The organism is Pseudoalteromonas sp. MMG010 (genome assembly GCF_018100905.1).
Taxonomy (GTDB): domain Bacteria; phylum Pseudomonadota; class Gammaproteobacteria; order Enterobacterales; family Alteromonadaceae; genus Pseudoalteromonas.
In genome coordinates this window covers 81525-100889 of record NZ_JAGJEG010000013.1, presented here as the reverse complement: position 1 = coordinate 100889, position 19365 = coordinate 81525, and the positions used below count along the sequence as shown (strand labels likewise).

General features: G+C 38.6%; 15 protein-coding genes. 12 read left to right on the top strand and 3 right to left on the bottom strand.

The features are described 5' to 3' along the window. Positions 1 to 539: 539 nt before the first annotated feature. On the bottom strand, positions 540 to 1511 hold the full coding sequence (locus J8L70_RS13240) for a Solitary outer membrane autotransporter beta-barrel domain (RefSeq protein WP_211056071.1): 972 nt from the start codon (positions 1509 to 1511) through the stop codon (positions 540 to 542). 213 nt (positions 1512 to 1724) lie between these two features. Here J8L70_RS13240 and J8L70_RS13235 point away from each other — a divergent pair, with 213 nt between their 5' ends. The 6 genes from J8L70_RS13235 (at position 1725) to J8L70_RS13210 (ending at position 9323) form a co-directional block, all read left to right on the top strand. Further along, complete coding sequence (locus tag J8L70_RS13235) at positions 1725 to 2531, top strand: VOC family protein (RefSeq protein WP_211056070.1); 807 nt, start codon at positions 1725 to 1727, stop codon at positions 2529 to 2531. 78 nt (positions 2532 to 2609) lie between these two features. Further along, positions 2610 to 2972 carry a hypothetical protein gene (locus tag J8L70_RS13230; RefSeq protein ID WP_211056069.1) on the top strand — a complete coding sequence of 121 codons (363 nt, stop codon included), beginning with the start codon at positions 2610 to 2612 and terminating at the stop codon, positions 2970 to 2972. Positions 2973 to 2975: 3 nt separating this feature from the next. After that, the gene (locus J8L70_RS13225) at positions 2976 to 5309 is read left to right on the top strand and encodes a fatty acid cis/trans isomerase (protein ID WP_211056068.1); all 2334 of its coding nucleotides are present in this window, start codon (positions 2976 to 2978) and stop codon (positions 5307 to 5309) included. Between the two features lie 106 nt (positions 5310 to 5415). After that, positions 5416 to 7149 carry a response regulator gene (locus tag J8L70_RS13220; protein ID WP_247664821.1) on the top strand — a complete coding sequence of 578 codons (1734 nt, stop codon included), beginning with the start codon at positions 5416 to 5418 and terminating at the stop codon, positions 7147 to 7149. Then, positions 7142 to 8578: an ATP-binding cassette domain-containing protein gene (locus J8L70_RS13215; RefSeq protein ID WP_211056066.1), complete on the top strand. Its 1437-nt coding sequence runs from the start codon at positions 7142 to 7144 to the stop codon at positions 8576 to 8578. The genes J8L70_RS13220 and J8L70_RS13215 overlap by 8 nt, the downstream gene beginning before the upstream one ends. A 70-nt stretch (positions 8579 to 8648) precedes the next feature. Further along, positions 8649 to 9323 (top strand): alpha/beta hydrolase, encoded by a 675-nt coding sequence (locus J8L70_RS13210; RefSeq protein WP_348772160.1) that lies wholly within the window; start codon positions 8649 to 8651, stop codon positions 9321 to 9323. An 83-nt stretch (positions 9324 to 9406) separates the two neighbouring features. Here the strand turns inward: J8L70_RS13210 and J8L70_RS13205 are convergent, their stop codons facing one another. Beyond that, positions 9407 to 10285 carry a TraB/GumN family protein gene (locus J8L70_RS13205; protein WP_211056064.1) on the bottom strand — a complete coding sequence of 293 codons (879 nt, stop codon included), beginning with the start codon at positions 10283 to 10285 and terminating at the stop codon, positions 9407 to 9409. Between the two features lie 585 nt (positions 10286 to 10870). Here J8L70_RS13205 and ilvG point away from each other — a divergent pair. The 6 genes from ilvG (at position 10871) to can (ending at position 18230) form a co-directional block, all read left to right on the top strand. Continuing rightward, positions 10871 to 12517, top strand: coding sequence for an acetolactate synthase 2 catalytic subunit (gene ilvG, locus J8L70_RS13200; protein ID WP_211056063.1), 1647 nt, complete (start codon positions 10871 to 10873; stop codon positions 12515 to 12517). After that, on the top strand, positions 12517 to 12765 hold the full coding sequence (ilvM, locus tag J8L70_RS13195; RefSeq protein WP_211056062.1) for an acetolactate synthase 2 small subunit: 249 nt from the start codon (positions 12517 to 12519) through the stop codon (positions 12763 to 12765). The genes ilvG and ilvM overlap by 1 nt, the downstream gene beginning before the upstream one ends. A gap of 104 nt (positions 12766 to 12869) precedes the next feature. Beyond that, positions 12870 to 14726, top strand: a complete 1857-nt coding sequence (gene ilvD, locus J8L70_RS13190; protein WP_211056061.1) for a dihydroxy-acid dehydratase — start codon at positions 12870 to 12872, stop codon at positions 14724 to 14726. 2 nt (positions 14727 to 14728) lie between these two features. Further along, positions 14729 to 16279 carry a threonine ammonia-lyase, biosynthetic gene (gene ilvA / locus J8L70_RS13185; protein WP_211056060.1) on the top strand — a complete coding sequence of 517 codons (1551 nt, stop codon included), beginning with the start codon at positions 14729 to 14731 and terminating at the stop codon, positions 16277 to 16279. Positions 16280 to 16375: 96 nt separating this feature from the next. Continuing rightward, a complete protein-coding gene (locus J8L70_RS13180; RefSeq protein ID WP_211056076.1) occupies positions 16376 to 17563 on the top strand; it encodes a methyltransferase in 1188 nt (395 codons plus the stop codon). Positions 17564 to 17570: 7 nt separating this feature from the next. Beyond that, positions 17571 to 18230 carry a carbonate dehydratase gene (gene can, locus J8L70_RS13175; RefSeq protein WP_211056059.1) on the top strand — a complete coding sequence of 220 codons (660 nt, stop codon included), beginning with the start codon at positions 17571 to 17573 and terminating at the stop codon, positions 18228 to 18230. 79 nt (positions 18231 to 18309) lie between these two features. Here the strand turns inward: can and J8L70_RS13170 are convergent, their stop codons facing one another. Further along, a complete protein-coding gene (locus J8L70_RS13170; protein WP_211056058.1) occupies positions 18310 to 19344 on the bottom strand; it encodes a methionine synthase in 1035 nt (344 codons plus the stop codon). Positions 19345 to 19365: the final 21 nt, after the last annotated feature.

The following is a 19365-nucleotide window of genomic DNA, read 5'->3' as shown; positions in this document are numbered from 1 at the left end:
TAGCGTCTCCTAAGCGAAGCGCCTCTGTGTGCATAAATATCTTAATCCCTAGCTTTAATCACTAACAAATCAAAGACAAAAACCATTGCTCACAAAGAGAAGTAAATGAGCAGTGAAAAAACAAGCACAATCACTAAATTACTAGGTCACTAAATCACTACTCTAAAGCGTAGCGTCTCCAAAGCGAAGCGCCTCTTTGTGCATATATGTCTTAGTTACTTAAAACCAAAGACAAAAGCCATTGCTCACAAAGAGAAGTAAATGAGGGTAAATGGGAAGCCAAAAAACAAAGACCATTACTAAATTACTAGGTCACTAAATTACTACTCTAAAGCGTAGCGTCTCCAAAGCGCAGCGCCTCTTTGTGCATAAATGTATTAATCACTAAAAAACTAAAGACAAAAAACATTGCTCATAAACAGAACAAAATGAGGAGACAATAAAAGCTTTCGTCATTGCATGATTTTTTTGTAAATATTTTTTATTACTTAAAACAATGCTGGAATAATAAAGACTCTGTTTATGTTAGAGAGGGAGATTCAAGTTTCATTGAAATATATCACAACGCTGCCACCACTAATGACACTACCTGTATTAATATTTACACCAATCCCTATATTTTTTAGCCACTGTGTTTGCGCCGGCATATCCCATAAAAAGCCTAATCCATATTCATAATAGTGGTTGGTGTCAAAAGGGGTTTTACTATCGCCGGTTAAATCAATACGTTGAGCTTTTAAATAAAAAGACTGCTCAACATCGTTAAAACTAAACATGTTAAATTTTGTTTTTATCGTATTATTAATGGTACTTGTTTCTGGATTTATTTTATTGAGTTGATTGGGCTGTGATAATGCCCAGCCAAAGAAATACTGTGCTTTGAGTTTATATCTCAATTCTCCCCATCCAAATACATTAGAGTAGCCTAAAGTAATGCTGGGATTAATGGCCAAAGTATTGCTGCTATTATTGACATATACCCCATCTATTGCGGGCTTTATAATCATTGAGCTTTGTTCACTTAAATAATCGTAATCGCTACTGTAGAGCATATACTGGCTATTTAAGCCAATTTGATAATACCAATGATCATTTATCGGCTTGTTAAGCTTAATGCCAATAGTCGCTGTTTTCATTTGCTCTGTGTAATTATCTGCGGGCACTTGATCGAACAGTAAAACCTTTTGTGTTTGTTTTAAATAACTAACTTGGGTTAAAAGCTGGGTGCTAAAACCAAGCACTTGCGTCTCTAACTGCCATTTTAAAGGCAAGCTATATAAATTAAGCTCACGTCGTACATCGAGCTCTGTTTGTTGTTGTTGATCGCTATGATGCGGACTAATTACGCTACTGGGATTAAATTGACTAAATCCAAGAGTGACGTTGTCACCATCGTTAAGGATTAACGCTACAGCATAGGCCTGCTCAATGAACTTACTTGGATGCAGCGGTGTGGCGTGAATTGAAACAGAGGCACTTAACAAGATAAAAACGACTGGATATTTAAGCATAAAGGATTGGTTTTAGAAATAAATAAAGTGTAGATAGTGAATTAGCAAAATACAACCTACCTCAGTTTTATTGTAAAACTGAAATGTACTAAATCGACAGTAATAAAAAACTCACCTAAGCTGATTACATTGCATTGCTGCGACACCGGTTAGTGATGCTTAAGATGATGACAAAGAAATCACCATATCATTGCGCTGTGAGCAGGAGATCAAATGAGTAACATTAACAAATATCAGCAAGGTCAATTTTGTTGGGCTGAGTTGTGCACAAGCCATTGGGCAAAAGCTAAAACATTTTATACTGGCGTATTTCAATGGGGACATGACGATCAGCCCATCGCAGAAGATGCGTATTACACTATGTTCAATAAGCAAGGTGATAACATTGCTGCGATGTATCAAATGCCAAAAGAGCAGTTAGCTCAAGGCGCAGCTAGCCACTGGTTGGCCTATATTGCGGTTGATGATATTGATGCGTGTGCACAAAAAGTTAAAGCGTTAGGCGGGCAGCTCATTGTCGGGCCACATCAGGTAATGAATGCTGGTAAAATGCTGTTATTGCAAGACCCCTCAGGTAGTGTGGTTGCATTATGGCAAGCTATAGAGCACCCCGGATGTAAACGACAAAATGAGTTCAATGTGCCGTACTGGCATGAGTTAGCCACTCGAAATACGGTGAGTTGTCGAGACTTTTATTGTCAATTATTAGGATGGCAGTATGAAATAAAGCCGATGGAAGGTATAGATTACACCTTATTTTTATTAGCAGGAAAACCTGTCGCTGGAATGATTGAAATGGATGAGCAATGGCCAGAGGATACTCCACCCCATTGGATGGTTTATTTTGCTGTATTACACTGCGATAGCACAACAGAGCAGGTAAAGCAGCTAGGAGGGGAGGTATGTGTTGTTCCTACTGATATTCCAGATGTTGGGCGTTTTAGTGTCCTAACCGATCCTCAGGGAGCTGTTTTTTCAATACTTGAATCGGCGTTTGATGATGTTAGCTGCGATCAATAATCACATTGTAGTTTTATCATAAATTTATTTAGGTTTGTTATACTACAGGCATATGTATTTAAGTATTGAGAACAACAGATGGAATTAGCACAAGATAGTCATTTAGCGCTGCCGCTATTTATTTTTGATGAAACCTTAAGTGAGCGAGATGTGGCTCAGCCTGACCTTGAAGTAAGCGCTGTTCTTAATGAAGAATTGCTCAGCCAGTTATGCCAAAATCCAGCCCCAGGTAGCAGTATCGCAATTACACTTACTGACTACCAATTAACATTGGTCAATCCACAGCACAATGAAGTACTTAACCTGCAACATAGTGCACAGCTAACAATAACACATGGTCCGTTATTAAATGCGGTGTTAAATACAGATCAAGAGACTATGTTTGTATCACCACAAGTCGATATGATGCCGACATTTGATTTAGGCGATGAGGATGAATAATGTATGAAAAAAATACTCATATGCACATTTATTTTAATTATTTTAACCGGTTGTGCATATTTAGGTAATGAGCACTACAACGAGCTATTTGGTGATGAACACACTCAAACCCGAATCGTTGCACATAATAGCGATGGCGGAGCTAAGTTTTTACAACATGTTAAACCGGTACTTGATACTCGATGTGTCGTTTGTCATGGTTGTTATGATGCTCCTTGCCAGCTTAAGTTGTCATCACCAGAGGGAATCGATCGAGGTTTAAGTAAAGATAAGGTATATGATGGTACGCGCTTACTCGCTACTAATCCAAGTCGATTATTTTACGATGCACAAAACACTCAGCAATGGCGCGATAAAGGTTTTACTGCTGTTTTAAATGAGCGAGCACAAACACCTGAAGCTAATTTAGCTGGCAGTGTATTATTTAATACCTTAGTACTTAAGCAAAGTTCGCCATTACCTAAAAATGCAGTGTTAGGTGATGAATTTAATTTTGCACTCGATCGCTCGCAAACTTGTGCTTCAATGGGGGAGTTTGATTATCTTGCAAGAAAACAGCCTCATGCTGGTATGCCTTATGGATTACCAGGGGTGTCGCGAGAAGAATTTAATCACTTACAAACATGGTTGCAAAGCGGTGGCAAAATGGCAAATATTGCCCCCCCAAGTAAACTAGAGCTAGCGCAAATAAAGCGCTGGGAGGCATTTTTAAATCAAGATGATTTAAAATATCAGTTAGCTGCACGATACATTTATGAACATTGGTTTTTAGCTCATATCTATTTTACCCCAGATAAGCCTAAAAGCTTTTTTAAATTAGTACGCTCTAGTACGCCAGTAGGTGAAGATATAAAGTTAATTAGTACGAGGCGGCCTTATGATGATCCAAAAGTGTCGCGTGTGTATTATCGTTTTATGCAAGATACAACCACTATTTTGTCTAAAACACACTTACCTCTTGCATTAAATGATGCAAAATTTACCCGAATTTATCAGCAATTTATTGAACCTGATTATACCGTAACAAAGCTGCCTAGTTATGAGCCCAAATTAGCATCAAACCCATTTAAGTCATTTGATGTTATTCCAATAAAATCAAAATATCAGTTTATGCTTGATGAAGCTGAATTGATTATTATGGGGTTTATTAAAGGCCCTGTTTGCCGTGGGCAAATTGCCTTAAATGTAATAAATGATCATTTTTGGGTGGCGTTTGCAGATCCAGATAAAGTTGCAACTCCTGCAGTCGGTGAAATGCTATTACAGCACGAAGACGAACTCGAGCTGCCTGCGGCAGAAGAAAGTAATGCATTGCCTGTATCTAATTGGATAAAATATTCAATTCGCGAGAAGAAATATTTACAGGCAAAAAGCAAATTAGCCAATACCTTGTTCAAAAAGGGAGAGCATTTAACCACTGATTTGCTATGGCGTGGAGAAGGGCATAATAAAAATGCAGCATTAACTATATTTAGGCATTTTGATAGTGCTACCGTCGTAAAAGGGTTTATTGGACAAGAGCCAAAAACAACTTGGATACTTGATTACGCTTTATTTGAGAGAATTCATTACTTGCTAGTTGCTGGGTTTGATGTATATGGCAATATTGGGCATCAGTTAGTTACTCGTTTATATATGGACTTTCTTCGTCATGAAGGTGAGCAGAACTTTTTAGCCCTACTACCGGAAAATAAACGAGATGAAATTAAAAGTGAATGGTATCGAAAATCACCGCCGGATTTATCTAAGTTCTTTAAAAATAATAAAGAGTTTAGCCAGCCAAGTGGGATTTCATATAAAACACAAGACCCACAACATGAGCTATATAGCTTAATGAAAGATACCTTAAGTGATGTGCTAAGTGAGCGTTATGATTACACTAAAGTACCTAGCCCGCTCAATAAACTAAATAGTTTACCGGCCAAAGCAATCAACTTATTACCACAAATCTCTTATATTCTGCATAAACAAGATGATGGTAGTCATAAAGCGTATACTTTGATTCATCATAATGCGCATTATAATATCTCAAGCTTACTTAATGAAGATGGGCAGCGTGCGTATAATGAAGATACAGCAACTATCGTACCTGGCTTTATTGGTGATTACCCCGCGGCCATTTGGTATTTAAATGCTGATGAGCAAGTTAATGAATTTGCACAGTTGTTACCTATGATGCAAATCGAAGCGGATTATCGTAACTTAAAAGAGCAATTTGGAATACGTCGCACTCATCCAGAGTTCTGGCATTATAGTGACATTTTGCACAATACCGCCAAGCAGTATAGAGGTATTGAATTTGGAATGTTTGATTATAATCGACTAGAAAACCGCTAGTCAGTCATACCCACAGCAGTGTTTGGCAAAAATAAGCCCAGCACTGCTGAAGTTTTATATAAAAAAGGCTATCTTTGATTATATAGATACTTTTTTGGCTACTCTTTTGGATATTATTTCAAATATACGTAACCGCTATCGCTGGGCCTTATTAGCGATAGCGCTATTAATTAGCGCCTCAGCAATACTATTACAGTATTGTTTTTCGGTGCAAAGTTATGATGCTAAAATAATTAATATGGCAGGTAAGCAGCGGATGCTAGTGCAAAAAATTGCTTGGCATGCTAATACCTTACTCACTTCAACAAATTTTCAACCACAGCATGCCCAATCATTAAAAGAAGCGCTTAATACATTTATAACAAACCACCACTATTTATTGTCAAAAAATAAAAGTGGGGAATATATATTTTTAACCTCCGAACTGAAAAGCTTGTATTTTAGTAAAGCGACTAATTTAAATGCAGGTTTTGTATATTATAGCGAACAAGCCACGAGCGTATTAAATAATCAAAAAAATAGTACGCAAGCCTTTACTATAAAGCATGTTGATGCACTTATAAATCAACTTGATGAGGCGGTTACCTTATTTGAAGTAGCGGCTACCAATAAGGTTAACTGGGTGTCTAATATCGAATTGGGTTGTTGGTTTTTTGCTATTTTATTACTTATGTTTGAAGTGAAGTTTGTTTTTCTGCCTATGGAAAAAGCAGTAGAAAAGCATCTTATAAAATATAAAAAGCAAAAAGAATTCTCGCAACAGGTTAGTAAAAACAAAGATCATTTTATATCCAGAGCAAGTCACGAATTTAGAACACCATTACAAGGGTTAATCAGCTCAATTGAAAATTTAACCGTTTCAGAGCAACAACAAAACGTAAAAAAAGAAGCCGCTTACTGCGCTTTACGGTTGTATTCAATGTTAGATGAATTGCAAGATTTACAAACATTGAGCCAAGGAAATTGGCAGCTAAAACCGTATTCAGATAATTTAAAAAACGTATTTGAACAAGCACTAATCCCTTTAATATTTGACTGCGACCGCAAAAAGTTAAAGCTGTCAGTCACCTTGGCTGATGAGCTAAACACGGATTACCTTTTAGACCATCACCGTTTTAAGCAGGTGTTATGTGAGTTAATAATTAATGCAATTAAATTCACAGAGCAAGGTGAAATATCTATAACAGCCAAGGTAGATAAAAATCGGCTGGCAGTGTCTATTTGCGATACAGGGCCTGGCTTTGAGTACGAAATTAAAAACTTAAATGAAAGTGCGACAGAGCAAAGTAGCCATTTTCAGGGATTAAGGACGGGCTTAACACGCGTGCAATATATAGTTAATGCGTTTGATGGAAAAATAAACTTTGAAAATAATACGTATGGCGGTGCTCTAATTACCTTAACGTTACCTATAAAAGTACCTAACCAAAAAATAACTACACACACACCAAAAGTTATAAAGTATGCTCTAATTGTTGAAGATAATACACTTAATACGATGCTATTAAAGAGGATATTAGATTTATTAAACCTAAGTTATGATTGTGCTGAAAATGGTGAAGTAGGGTGTCAAATGGCTCTTAAAAACAAGTACGATATTATATTTATGGACCTAAATATGCCGGTGATGGACGGTTACCAAGCAATACACGTTATTCGCAATAAATTAAAGCAATCAGTCCCTATTATTGTAGTAACGGCTAATACATCAGAGCAAGATATTAAACGTGCTTATGAGTGTGGTGCGAGTGAGCATATATACAAGCCAATCAACAAACAAATAATATTATCTGCATTAAAAAATTTAAATATGGCGCCATCAAAATCTATTAATGAATAATAAAGGGGGGGATGTGAAGTTTATAAAGTTCACAGGGTTTAATGGGTATTTAGCAGAAAAAAAACACTCACTTTATCCAATACATAATCTTACTTGGCAGGTAAATGAAGGTGAGCATTGGCTATTATTAGGTGCAAATGGAGCGGGTAAATCTGCATTAAGCTTTGCACTTACTGGGGCTGCAAAATCTGAAAGTGGGGAGTTTTATAGCACTTTTAATCACATCGAAATCGTCTCCAGCGATATACAAAAACAAATGCTTAAAGAAGAGCTAGACAAAGAAAGTCCAACATTAAACTGTGATTTTTTATATAGCTCAACCCCAAATAATATTGATATTTCCCTAAGTAAGTCATTAATAAATTTGTTTAACTTTGAACATTTACTACAACGTTATTTTAGAGATTTATCAACTGGCGAAACACGTAAACTTTTACTGATTAAAGCGATTAGCAGCCGCCCCGAACTATTAGTTTTAGATGAGCCATTTGATGGCTTAGATACAGAGATGGTTAAAACATTACATGCGTTACTGCAAACGTTGAAGAACCAAGTTACGTTTGTTTTTGTATTAAATAGGTACGGCGAAACGCCGCATTTTGTTAGTCACTATGGGTATGTTAATAAAGGTGAGCTACAACATACTATTGCAACCCCAAATGCAGAGCAGCGTGATGATTTATTAAAATTATTACACTTAGAGCGTACCCCATTAGTTATCCCACCCCCGAACTCTAATCAGGTTATCACTCAGAAAAATGTTGTGAGTCCATTAGTCACCCTTAAAGAAGCTAAAGTTACCTATGCAGATAGGGTTATTTTTTCGAATTTAAACTGGCAAATAAACAAACATCAACATTGGCAATTAACCGGTAGTAATGGGTCGGGAAAAACATGTTTACTCAACCTTATTACCGGCGATAACCCACAGTGCTACAGCAATGATATAAACGTATTTGGCTTTCAGCGTGGTAGTGGTGAGAGTATTTGGGATATTAAGCAACATATTGGTTATATTTCAAATGCATTGCACATGGATTATCGAGTGAGTGTGTCTGCTTTAAATACTATTATTTCGGGGTTTTTCGATAGCATTGGCTTATATCAAAAACCCACAGATGAGCACATTGTCGTGGCAAAAAAATGGCTGGCTTTACTTGGCTTAGCCGACAAGCAAAATATTTCATTTACGCAGCTTTCGTATGGCGATCAACGAATGCTATTAATTGCTCGGGCTATGGTAAAGCATCCAACTTTACTTATTTTAGATGAACCTTGCCTTGGTTTAGACGAGCCCAATCGACAACGCGTTTTATTATTAATAGAAAAAATATGCGCTGCTAAAAGTAGTACTGTGGTGTATGTAAACCATCATAGCGAAGATAAAATAACGGGTATAGAACACTACCTATCAATGAATGATTATTAATAAATGTCATTTTTAAATTATGTTTACGCGTAAATAAACAAGGATATTCGCGATTAAAACACTTTATTTATTGCCCGGTACTTTGTGTAATAAACTGCTTTGGAGTGCGTTATCCCCGTTATTAGAAAATGGCTTTGAGCTAATTTACTTAACTATTCCAACCGGTAAAAGCATGGATGAATTAGCTGATTTTTATAATGATACCCTTGGCGATGATAAAATTAACTTAATAGGGTTTTCTCTGGGCGGCTATATTGCGACCTATTTTGCGGCAAAGTTCCCAAAACATGTACGCGCATTATTCATTATTGCTAATAGCTCTACATTATTACCATCTTTTGAAATTAAAAAGCGAGAAGCTGCCGTTAAGTTTATAGCTAAAGGAGGGGGGTTAAAGCTCAAGGAACAGCAGGTTAATAGGTTGTTTGATAAACCTGCAGATAATAAACAGCAAGTTGATTTAGTCATGCAAATGATACGTCAGCAAGGTGAAAGCGAGTTATTGAGTCAGTACCAACATACTAGCGACAGAAAAGATTTAGCTGAGCAGTTAAACACCCTTTCTATACCTATGTGGTTTTATTATAGCGAACATGATCCTTTAGTGAATGCTAGTTGGTTTAAGCAACTTCACTTAAAAAAGCAATTAACAATTAGCAGTACCACAGGAAGGGGGCATATGTTGCCATTAGAAAAGCCAGCAGAGCTGGCTAATCATATTATTACTTGGGCTGGGACGTATTAATTTTTATAGATTGCAATGTGTTTAAATAAAATAGCGCAAAGCGTTTGCTAAAATAACTCACATAACTTTCATTCGGGCTTATGCTATAAACGAGTCACATTAAAGCCATTGGCTTGTAACTGTTTAATTAAACCATGCTTCTGAGGTAGGTGTAATGCGCCGACTGCAATAAACAAACGCGCTTTAGTCAAGCGTTCAGAAAGCGCCTCGACCCATTTATTATTACGATTAATCAGCATCACTTGCTCACTCATTTGGCCATATTGATCGTTATCAAACGTTTTATTGTAATAATGGCTAAGAGTCGCCATGTCACCTTTTTTCCAAGCCGTCACTAAATCTAAAAAGTAAGTTTGTATATCGTTTAACTGCTCAAATGTTTCTTCAATCATTTGGTTATTTAACGTGGTGAGTTGATCAAACATTTGCATTTGTACTTCAAAAGTTTCTAACTCGCCAATCGGCTTGTTTTTATCTTTGGCAAAGGCAAGTATTTGTTTATCAATTCCTAGCTGATCAGAGTAACCTGCATTTTGAAACTCAATTTGTAGCATCGTCATCATCACAGCCCATGGCTTTAAGCTGTTAAACATCGCAATATTAATATTCTTTTTAGCAAAGTAATTTGATAATTTAGCGTAGTTTTCAGGGCTTAACTCTGTTTTTAAACTTTTACCAGGGCTCAGTAGCATATAAGGCATAGAACGTTGCTGCATTTGTAGTGGCGTTAGTTTTGTTATATCAACCTCTACAATCACTTCTTCACTGGCTGTAATTGCGTGTTTAACGTTCTCGGGTAAGCCTTCCATACTGGCATTACCTACATGCACAGTGCCAAATAAATACGACTGCATACCATTTTTTTCAACTTTAAATAAAGCGGGTGCAGCATGGCTGTTCGTACTAAAAATAAGTATAAAAAATACAATTAAAATGTAATTAAAGCGTTGTAAAGCGTGCATGACATGATCCTAAATAAAAAAGCGTAACCCAAATGCTACCTAAATTTTAATTTTTCGCCATGTTTTATTGTTAGCAGTAAAAATTTGCAAAAAGAGGCTGAAGTCTTAAAGGTTAATATTTTTTTTAAAACATATTAAATATAATGATAACTAATGAGATTTATAAAGAACACCCAAGTTAAAGGGAGTGAAATAAATAGATAGCAAATATTAAAAATTATATTTTGCGCATGATTTTTTCTCTATATGTAATTATGTTGAATTATTAAATCATGTAATTTCATTTTAAGTGTTTTTTTTGGATTAAGTTAGGTGTTGACTTAAAGGCTGTAGGGCTGTAAAAAGAGACTAACAAAGCAAAAAGTTAATTTTTGCTGCAATATAAACAAATTTGGTAAATGACATGCTTGCAAATGCACTAAACCTAGTCCTGATTATTATCGTGGTAATTATTACCGCGGGGGCCTTGTAGTGCTATAAAGTTTCAAGCATTTAAAAGCCCTCCGCACTCACAAGTTCGGAGGGTTTTTTAGTTTAAGATACAAATAATGTAATAGGTTATTACACACGAATAAGGGGTTACACATGACGGGCGCAGAGTTAACAATAGACTTATTAGCTAAGCACGGCGTAAATGAAGTATTTGGCTACCCAGGTGGTGCAATTATGCCTATTTATGATGCGCTATATGGTGCCCCTGTGAAACATTATCTTACTCGTCATGAACAAGGTGCTGGTTTTGCTGCTGTTGGTTTCGCACGCAGTACCGGTAAGCTTGGCGTGTGTTTTGCTACTTCAGGTCCCGGTGCGACTAACTTAATTACAGCACTTGCCGATGCGATGATGGACTCGGTGCCGTTGTTAGCTATTACAGGGCAAGTGCCGACTGCGGCAATTGGATCTGATGCCTTTCAAGAAGTTGATGTATTAGGTATGTCGTTATCATGCACCAAACACAGTTATATGGTTGAACGCGCTGAAGATTTAGCCGAAATACTACAAGAAGCGATGCATTTAGCTCAAAGCGGTCGTCCAGGCCCGGTGCTAGTCGATATTCCAAAAGATATTCAAATGGCACAAGTGCCATTTAAACCGTGGTTAGCAGCCGATGAATATTTACCTGAGCTTGATTTGGCTCAAGTCGCAATAGCAAATCAACTATTACATGATGCTAAACAGCCCGTGGCGTACATCGGTGGTGGCGTACAGGCTGCCAATGCACAAAATGAATTAATGCAATTTTTAACAAAAACACAAATGCCGGCTGTATCTACTTTAAAAGCACTAGGCAGTGTGATGCCACAATACGAATACGATTTAGGTATGTTAGGCATGCATGGCGGGCAAGCTGCCAATATTGCGGTGCAAGAATGTGACGTATTAGTGTGCATTGGTGCTCGCTTTGATGACCGCGTGACGGGGAATTTAGCTAAGTTTGCGGCAAAAGCAAAAATTATCCATTTAGATATCGATGCGGCCGAAGTAGGCAAACGAAAATCAGCACAAGCATCGTTAATTGCCGATTTAAAAACATCATTACCGGCACTTGATGGAGTGTTAACTCCAACGCAATGGCGTGAGCATAATAAAGCAATGATGTTAAAGCATGCATGGCGCTATGATTACCCGGGTGAAAAAGTATTTGCCCCGTATTTATTAAATCAACTAAGCCAACGTATGCCACAAACGGGTGTTGTGTGTTGCGATGTCGGGCAGCATCAAATGTGGGTAGCCCAGCATATGAAATTTAATCACCCTAGTAATCACTTAAGCAGTGGTGGTGCCGGTACTATGGGCTTTGGTTTACCTGCCGCAATTGGCGCTCAAGTAGCTCGCCCTAATGACTTTGTTATTACGGTATCGGGTGATGGCTCTATTATGATGAACATACAAGAGCTAGCTACAATTCGTCGCAATAACTTACCAGTAAAAATACTGATTTTAGATAATCAGCGTTTAGGGATGGTTCGTCAGTGGCAAGAGTTATTTTTTGATGGCCGCTACAGTGAAACTAATTTATCTGATAACCCTGATTTTGTGCAATTAGCTGGCGTTTTTGGTATACCAGGCCAAACAATCACTAAAGCAACGGAAGTTGATGATGCAATTACTGCCTTGGTTAACAGTGAAGGGCCGTATATTCTACATGCCTGTATTGATGATAAAGAAAATGTATGGCCGCTAGTACCGCCAGGTGCTGCAAACGATGAAATGATGACGGAGAAAGCGTAATGAAACATAATTTAACAATTGCCTTAAAAAGCCAAAGTATTGCAATAGAAAGGTTTTTACGTGTAGTTCGTCATCGTGGTTTTGAGCTACATAATTTGCAATTAACAATGGTTAATGATCAATATCATGTCGAGATGAGTGTTGATAGTGACAAACCCATTTACTTATTAACGACACAATTATCAAAGTTAATCGATGTAAAAGATGTAATAGTGAATGACAAACAACATACAGCTGTAGCAATATAACGATACAGTGCATAAATAGTATTTAATGCTGAGGTAAGTCGCCTCGCAAATAATTTTTTGAATGAGGAATGCTGTTTTCATAACAGCAAAACATTGAGGTAACTATGGCTAAATTAAGAAGTGCAACCACCACTGAAGGACGTAAACGCGCGGGTGCTCGTGCATTATGGCGTGCAACCGGTATGACCGACACCGACTTTGGTAAACCAATTATTGCTGTAGTTAACTCGTTTACGCAGTTTGTACCAGGGCATGTTCACCTAAATCAACTTAGCGAATTAATGGCTGAAACGATTACTCAAGCAGGCGGCGTACCAAAAGAGTTTAATACTATTGCGATTGATGATGGTATTGCCATGGGACACGGCGGTATGCTGTATTCATTGCCTTCACGCGATTTAATCGCTGACTCTGTTGAGTATATGGTTAATGGCCACTGTGCCGATGCGATGATCTGTATTTCTAACTGTGACAAAATCACACCAGGTATGATGTTAGCAGCGCTACGATTAAATATCCCTGTGATATTTGTATCAGGTGGCCCAATGGAAGCGGGTAAAACAAAACTAGCTAACATCGACATTAAACTTGATTTAGTTGATGCCATGGTCAAAGGGGCTGATGAAACAGTCAGTGATGCTGACTCAGAACAAGTTGAACGTTCAGCATGCCCTACGTGTGGTTCGTGTTCAGGCATGTTTACTGCAAATTCGATGAACTGTTTACTTGAAGCGATTGGCCTAGCCTTACCAGGTAACGGCACTACACTTGCAACTCATAAAGACCGTAAGCAACTGTATGTTGAAGCCGGGGCTCGTATTGTTGACTTGTGTCGTGAGTATTACCAAAAAGATAATAAAGACGTACTTCCTCGTGCCATTGCAAACAAAACTGCTTTTATGAACTCTATGGTGGTTGATATCGCTATGGGGGGCTCGTCAAATACCGTATTGCATTTACTTGCAGCAGCGCAAGAAGCGGGCGTTGATTTTGATATGTCACACATTGACGAGTTATCTCGTAAAACTCCATTTTTATGTAAAGTAGCACCGGCTACACCTGAGTATCACATTGAAGATGTGCACCGTGCTGGTGGCATGATGGCCATCGTACGTGAGCTTGGAAAAGCGGGTTTAGTCGATTTATCAGTAAACCATGTTGCTGGTATGACTATGGGCGAATTAGTTGAAAAATGGGATGCAACTAATCCTGAAAATGAAGCCGCGAAAAAGTTTTATCGTGCAGGCCCAGCAGGTATTCGTACAACAAAAGCAATGAGCCAAGAATGTCGTTGGGATGAGGGCGATAACGATCGCGAAAATGGTTGTATTCGTAGTGTTGAACACGCCTTCAGACAAGATGGTGGCTTAGCTGTGTTGTCGGGTAATTTAGCTGTTGATGGCTGTATTGTTAAAAGTGCGGGCGTTGTCGATGAAATGCTTCATTTTGAAGGAACAGCCGTTGTCTACGAATCTCAAGATGACTCTGTTGAAGGCATATTAAACGACGAAGTTAAAGCGGGTGATATCGTGGTTATTCGTTACGAAGGCCCTAAAGGCGGTCCTGGTATGCAAGAAATGCTTTATCCAACCAGTTACTTAAAATCAAAAGGCCTTGCAGAAAAATGTGCGCTGATTACCGATGGCCGTTTCTCTGGAGGCACCTCGGGTTTATCTATTGGTCATGTCTCACCAGAAGCTGCAAGCGGTGGTGCCATTGCGTATGTTGAAAATGGCGACAAAATTATCATTGATATTGCCACCCGCGAAATTACATTAGCACTGAGCGATGAAGAACTAGAAGCCCGTAAGCAAAAACAACTTGCACGTGGTAAGCAGGCTTATAAACCGGTTGATCGTGAACGTTACGTATCATCAGCATTAAAAGCGTATGCCTTGTTGGCAACCAGTGCAGATAAAGGCGCGGTTCGAGATTTAGCTAAACTGGAGGAGTTGAGCTAATTATGGTGTCTCAAGAGCTCGATTATTTTCGCGCTATTATTCAAGCCAATATGGAGCCGTTGGCGAAAGTGACTGAGGTCAGCGAAATGCGTGATCTCAGTGCTAAGTTAGGTAATCAAGTTTGGCTAAAACGTGAAGATCAGCAACCTGTGTATTCATTTAAGTTACGCGGCGCGTTTCATAAATTAAATCAGTTACCTAAAGGGTCGACAGTTATTACGGCATCGGCTGGCAACCATGCACAAGGTGTGGCGCTGAGCGCATCACATTTAGGGCATAAAGCAACGATTGTCATGCCAGTTACTACACCCGAAATTAAAGTAAACGCAGTGCGAGCATTAGGTGGTGAAGTGGTGTTGCATGGTCATCATTTTGATGCAGCGAAAGCACATGCCCTCACACTAACAGAAGCGCGTAATGGGGTTTTTGTTCCTCCTTTTGATGATCCCGATGTGATTGTTGGGCAGGGCACGGTTGCCCGTGAATTAATGCAGCAACTTAATGATTTAGATGCGGTGTTTATTCCTGTCGGTGGTGGTGGTTTACTTGCTGGCATGGCTGTATATATAAAATCGTTACGCCCCGATATACAAGTTATTGGGGTTGAGGCTGATGAAAGCGCCTGTTTACAAGCGGCACTAAAAGCTGGTGAACCTGTCGAGCTTGAACGCGTAGGGAGCTTTGCTGATGGGGTTGCAGTTAAAATCATTGGTAAGGAAACATTTCGTTTAGCGCAAAAGTTTTGTGATGAAGTTGTCACGGTCACTGGCGATGAAATATGTGCTGCAATGCAAGATATATTTGTTTCGACTCGTGCTATTGCTGAGCCCTCTGGCGCACTTGCCACCGCTGGATTGAAAAAGTGGAGCACGCAATCGGGTCGTAAAGGGCTTAATTTAGCGGCTATATTATCGGGCGCTAATTTAAACTTTGATCGATTACGTTATGTTGCAGAGCGCACCGCGTTAGGCGAAAAAAACGAAGCTTTATTAGCCGTGACTATTAAAGAAGAAAAAGGCAGCTTTAAACAGTTTTGTCATTCTTTAGGTGGTCGGGCTATTACAGAATTTAATTATCGCTATGCGGGGCCGGGTGCGGCGCAAATATTTGTTGGTATTGCACTGCGACAAGGCGAGCAAGAGCTTAACGAATTAAAACGTGATTTAACCGAAAATAATTATGAATTTTGCGATCTATCAGATAACGAGCTTGCTAAATTGCATGTTCGTTATATGGTCGGTGGCAAAGCGCCTGAGCAATTACAAGAAAGGCTCTTACGTTTTGACTTTCCTGAGTACCCAGGTGCATTAGCACGTTTTTTAGATACATTAGGAAGCAATTGGAATATCACGTTATTTCATTATCGTAATCATGGTGGTTCTATGGGCAACGTATTGGCTGGTTTTGCCATTACCCCTGAACAACATGATAATTTTAATGAGCATTTAAAGCGCTTAGGTTACAGCGTGCAAGATGAAACAGATAACCCTTGCTTTACACAGTTTTTAACTTCGCAAAATGTCATAAAGGCAGATAAGCTCGCTTTAAAATAAAACTTAAACCCGTAATTACTCAGTGTATTACGGGTTTATTTTTGCTTTGTGGTATGCTTGAAAAAATAGCCTTAATGAATGATTAGCTTACCCACAATGACGTTAACTGAGCAATTTACAGCTTTAAATTCTTTATTAATAACGACCCGAAAATACTGGCAATGTACCGCGTTTGATTTTGACGTATTACCATGGCCAGAATTAGCCAGTGTATTACATAATTTAACTGATATTGAAGTTGGGCAGTTAGACGCTGATCAGCATCAGTTATACCGTTTTTTTGCGCCTTATATTTCGCAACTACAGCAATTACCCATATTATGTGAACTACAGGGGGCGAATACGACACGCAAAACTTATCCTTTTTGGATTAGTAACGGTATTAAAGGACGAAAATTTACTCAGTTACAAGATTTTGTATCGGCGCTCCCAGATAGTACCGAACCGGTTTTAGAATGGTGTGCAGGTAAAGGGCATTTAGGGCGAATGCTGGCATTTAATGGGGCACCTAATGTACACAGCATCGAGCTACAACCCCACTTATGCGAACAAGGGCAGAATAGTGCTAAACAGCAAGGGTTGGCAATGCATTTTAGTCAAGCTAATGTATTAACCGATAATACCGATGCTGTCTTTAGTGAAAACATGCATGGTGTTGCATTGCATGCTTGTGGTGGCCTTCATCAACAGTTTATGCGCCAAGCATGTAAAGCCAAAACTAAAAAAATTAGTTTATCGCCGTGTTGTTATCATTTATTTACGGATAATCAGTATCAAGCAATGAGTGAACTGGCGGCTAACAGTGAATTAAATTTAAGTCATCGTGATTTAAAGCTCGCATTGCAAGAAACCGTCACCGCGCCAACTCGGGTCGATAAAGTACGTAAAACAGAAGTAGAGTGGCGGTTAGGTTTTGATGCACTGCGTAAGTCAATAACCGATGAGCAATGTTATGTCAGTGTACCATCAGTGGGGAAGGCTATTTTTTCACAGTCGTTTGCATCGTTTTGTGCATGGGCAGCAGATAAAAAAGCCATAAAAATACCTCAAGATACTGATTATGAAAAGTTTTTAAAAATTGGCCAAGCGGGCAAAAAAGTCACCGAGCGAGTTGAACTGGTTCGACATGTGTTCAGAAGAGCAATAGAAGTTTGGCTTGTACTCGATCGTGCTTTATATTTGCAACAGCAAGGCTATCAGGTGCAGATTAAAACCTTTTGTGAGAAGCAGTTAACGCCTCGTAATATTTTAATTCTTGCGAATTTATCATCTTCAACTAATTAGAGATACAATGAGAAAATTAAAAAACTTATTCGAAAATAATAAACGTTGGGCCGCTAGAACCAGTGAAGCAAATCCTGACTTTTTCAAAATTTTATCAATGCAACAAAATCCAGAGTATTTATGGATTGGTTGCTCAGACTCTCGCGTACCTGCCAATCAAATAGTTGATTTATTACCCGGTGAATTATTTGTTCATCGAAACGTTGCTAATGTGGTTGTGCATACCGATCATAACTGTTTATCAGTGATGCAATATGCTGTAGAAGTCCTTAAAGTTAAACACATTATGGTGGTTGGACACTACGGGTGTGGTGGTGTACAAGCTGTTTTAAGTAACGCAAAGTTTGGTTTTATTGATAATTGGTTACGCCATGTCGGTGATGTAAAAGAAAAGCATTTAACACACCTTGAGTCGATGCCAGAAGAAACGCGTTTAAGTCGCCTTATTGAGTTAAATGTTATTGAGCAAGTACGTAACGTATGTCGAACCAATATCGTACAAGATGCGTGGGAGCGCGGCCAAGAGCTTTCTATTCATGGTTGGGTATATGGTTTAGAAAATGGTCATATTCATGATTTAGAGTCTGTTGTTACGTGTGCTTCAGAAGAAGCACAAACGTATAAAAATGCGGTTACGCATGTTTTGCAAAAAGCCGGCTGCGCATAAACGCTGTTTAACAAGCACGGTTTTAACATTAAAAAAGCAGCTTAGGCTGCTTTTTTAATGATTTATACCATGTGCTTAATTAGTTATTCTGACTAAGCTCTTGTCTGATTATTTGTGCCCCTTCATGGAGGGCATTTAGTTTGGCATTGGCAACTTGGCGCGACAAAGGAGCCATGCCACAGTTAGTGCATGGGTAGAGTTTATCTGCATCAACATACTTTAAAGCTTGTCGTAACGTGTTGGCCACTTCTTCTGGTGTTTCAATAATATCGGTGGCGACATCAATCGCACCAACCATTACTTTTTTACCTCGTATCAATTGAAGTAACTCGATAGGAACACGCGAGTTATGACATTCTAATGAAATGATGTCGATATTAGATTTTTGTAATTTAGGGAACACTTCTTCATATTGTCGCCATTGTGAGCCAAGCGTCTTTTTCCAATCGGTATTGGCTTTAATTCCATAGCCATAACAAATATGTACCGCAGTTTCACATTTTAAACCTTCAATTGCTCTTTCTAATGTAGCAATACCCCACTCATTTACTTCATCAAAAAACACGTTAAACGAAGGCTCATCAAACTGAATAATATCAACACCCGCGGCCTCTAATTCTTTTGCTTCTTGATTAAGTATTTTAGCAAACTCCCATGCTAGCTTTTCTCTGCTTTGGTAATGCTCATCATACAATGTATCTATCATGGTCATCGGGCCTGGCAATGCCCACTTTATTGGTTGTTTTGTTTGTTGGCGTAAAAATTTTGCATCTTCAACAAACACCGGCTTTGAACGAGACACTTCACCAATAACGCAAGGGACGTCAGCATCATAACGGTTACGGATTTTTACCGTTTTGCGTTTATTAAAATCGACACCATTGAGGTGCTCTATAAACGTCGTAACAAAGTGTTGGCGACTTTGTTCACCATCACTAACAATATCTATACCAGCATGCTGTTGTTGCTGTAAAGCAAGGCGCAGAGCATCTTGTTTTGCTTCTACTAATGCATCGCCTTGTAATTTCCAAGGTGACCATAATGTTTCGGGTTCTGCTAACCAAGACGGTTTAGGTAAACTACCAGCGGTTGAAGTGGGTAATAATGGTTTCATAGTAAATGCTGCTCAATTGTT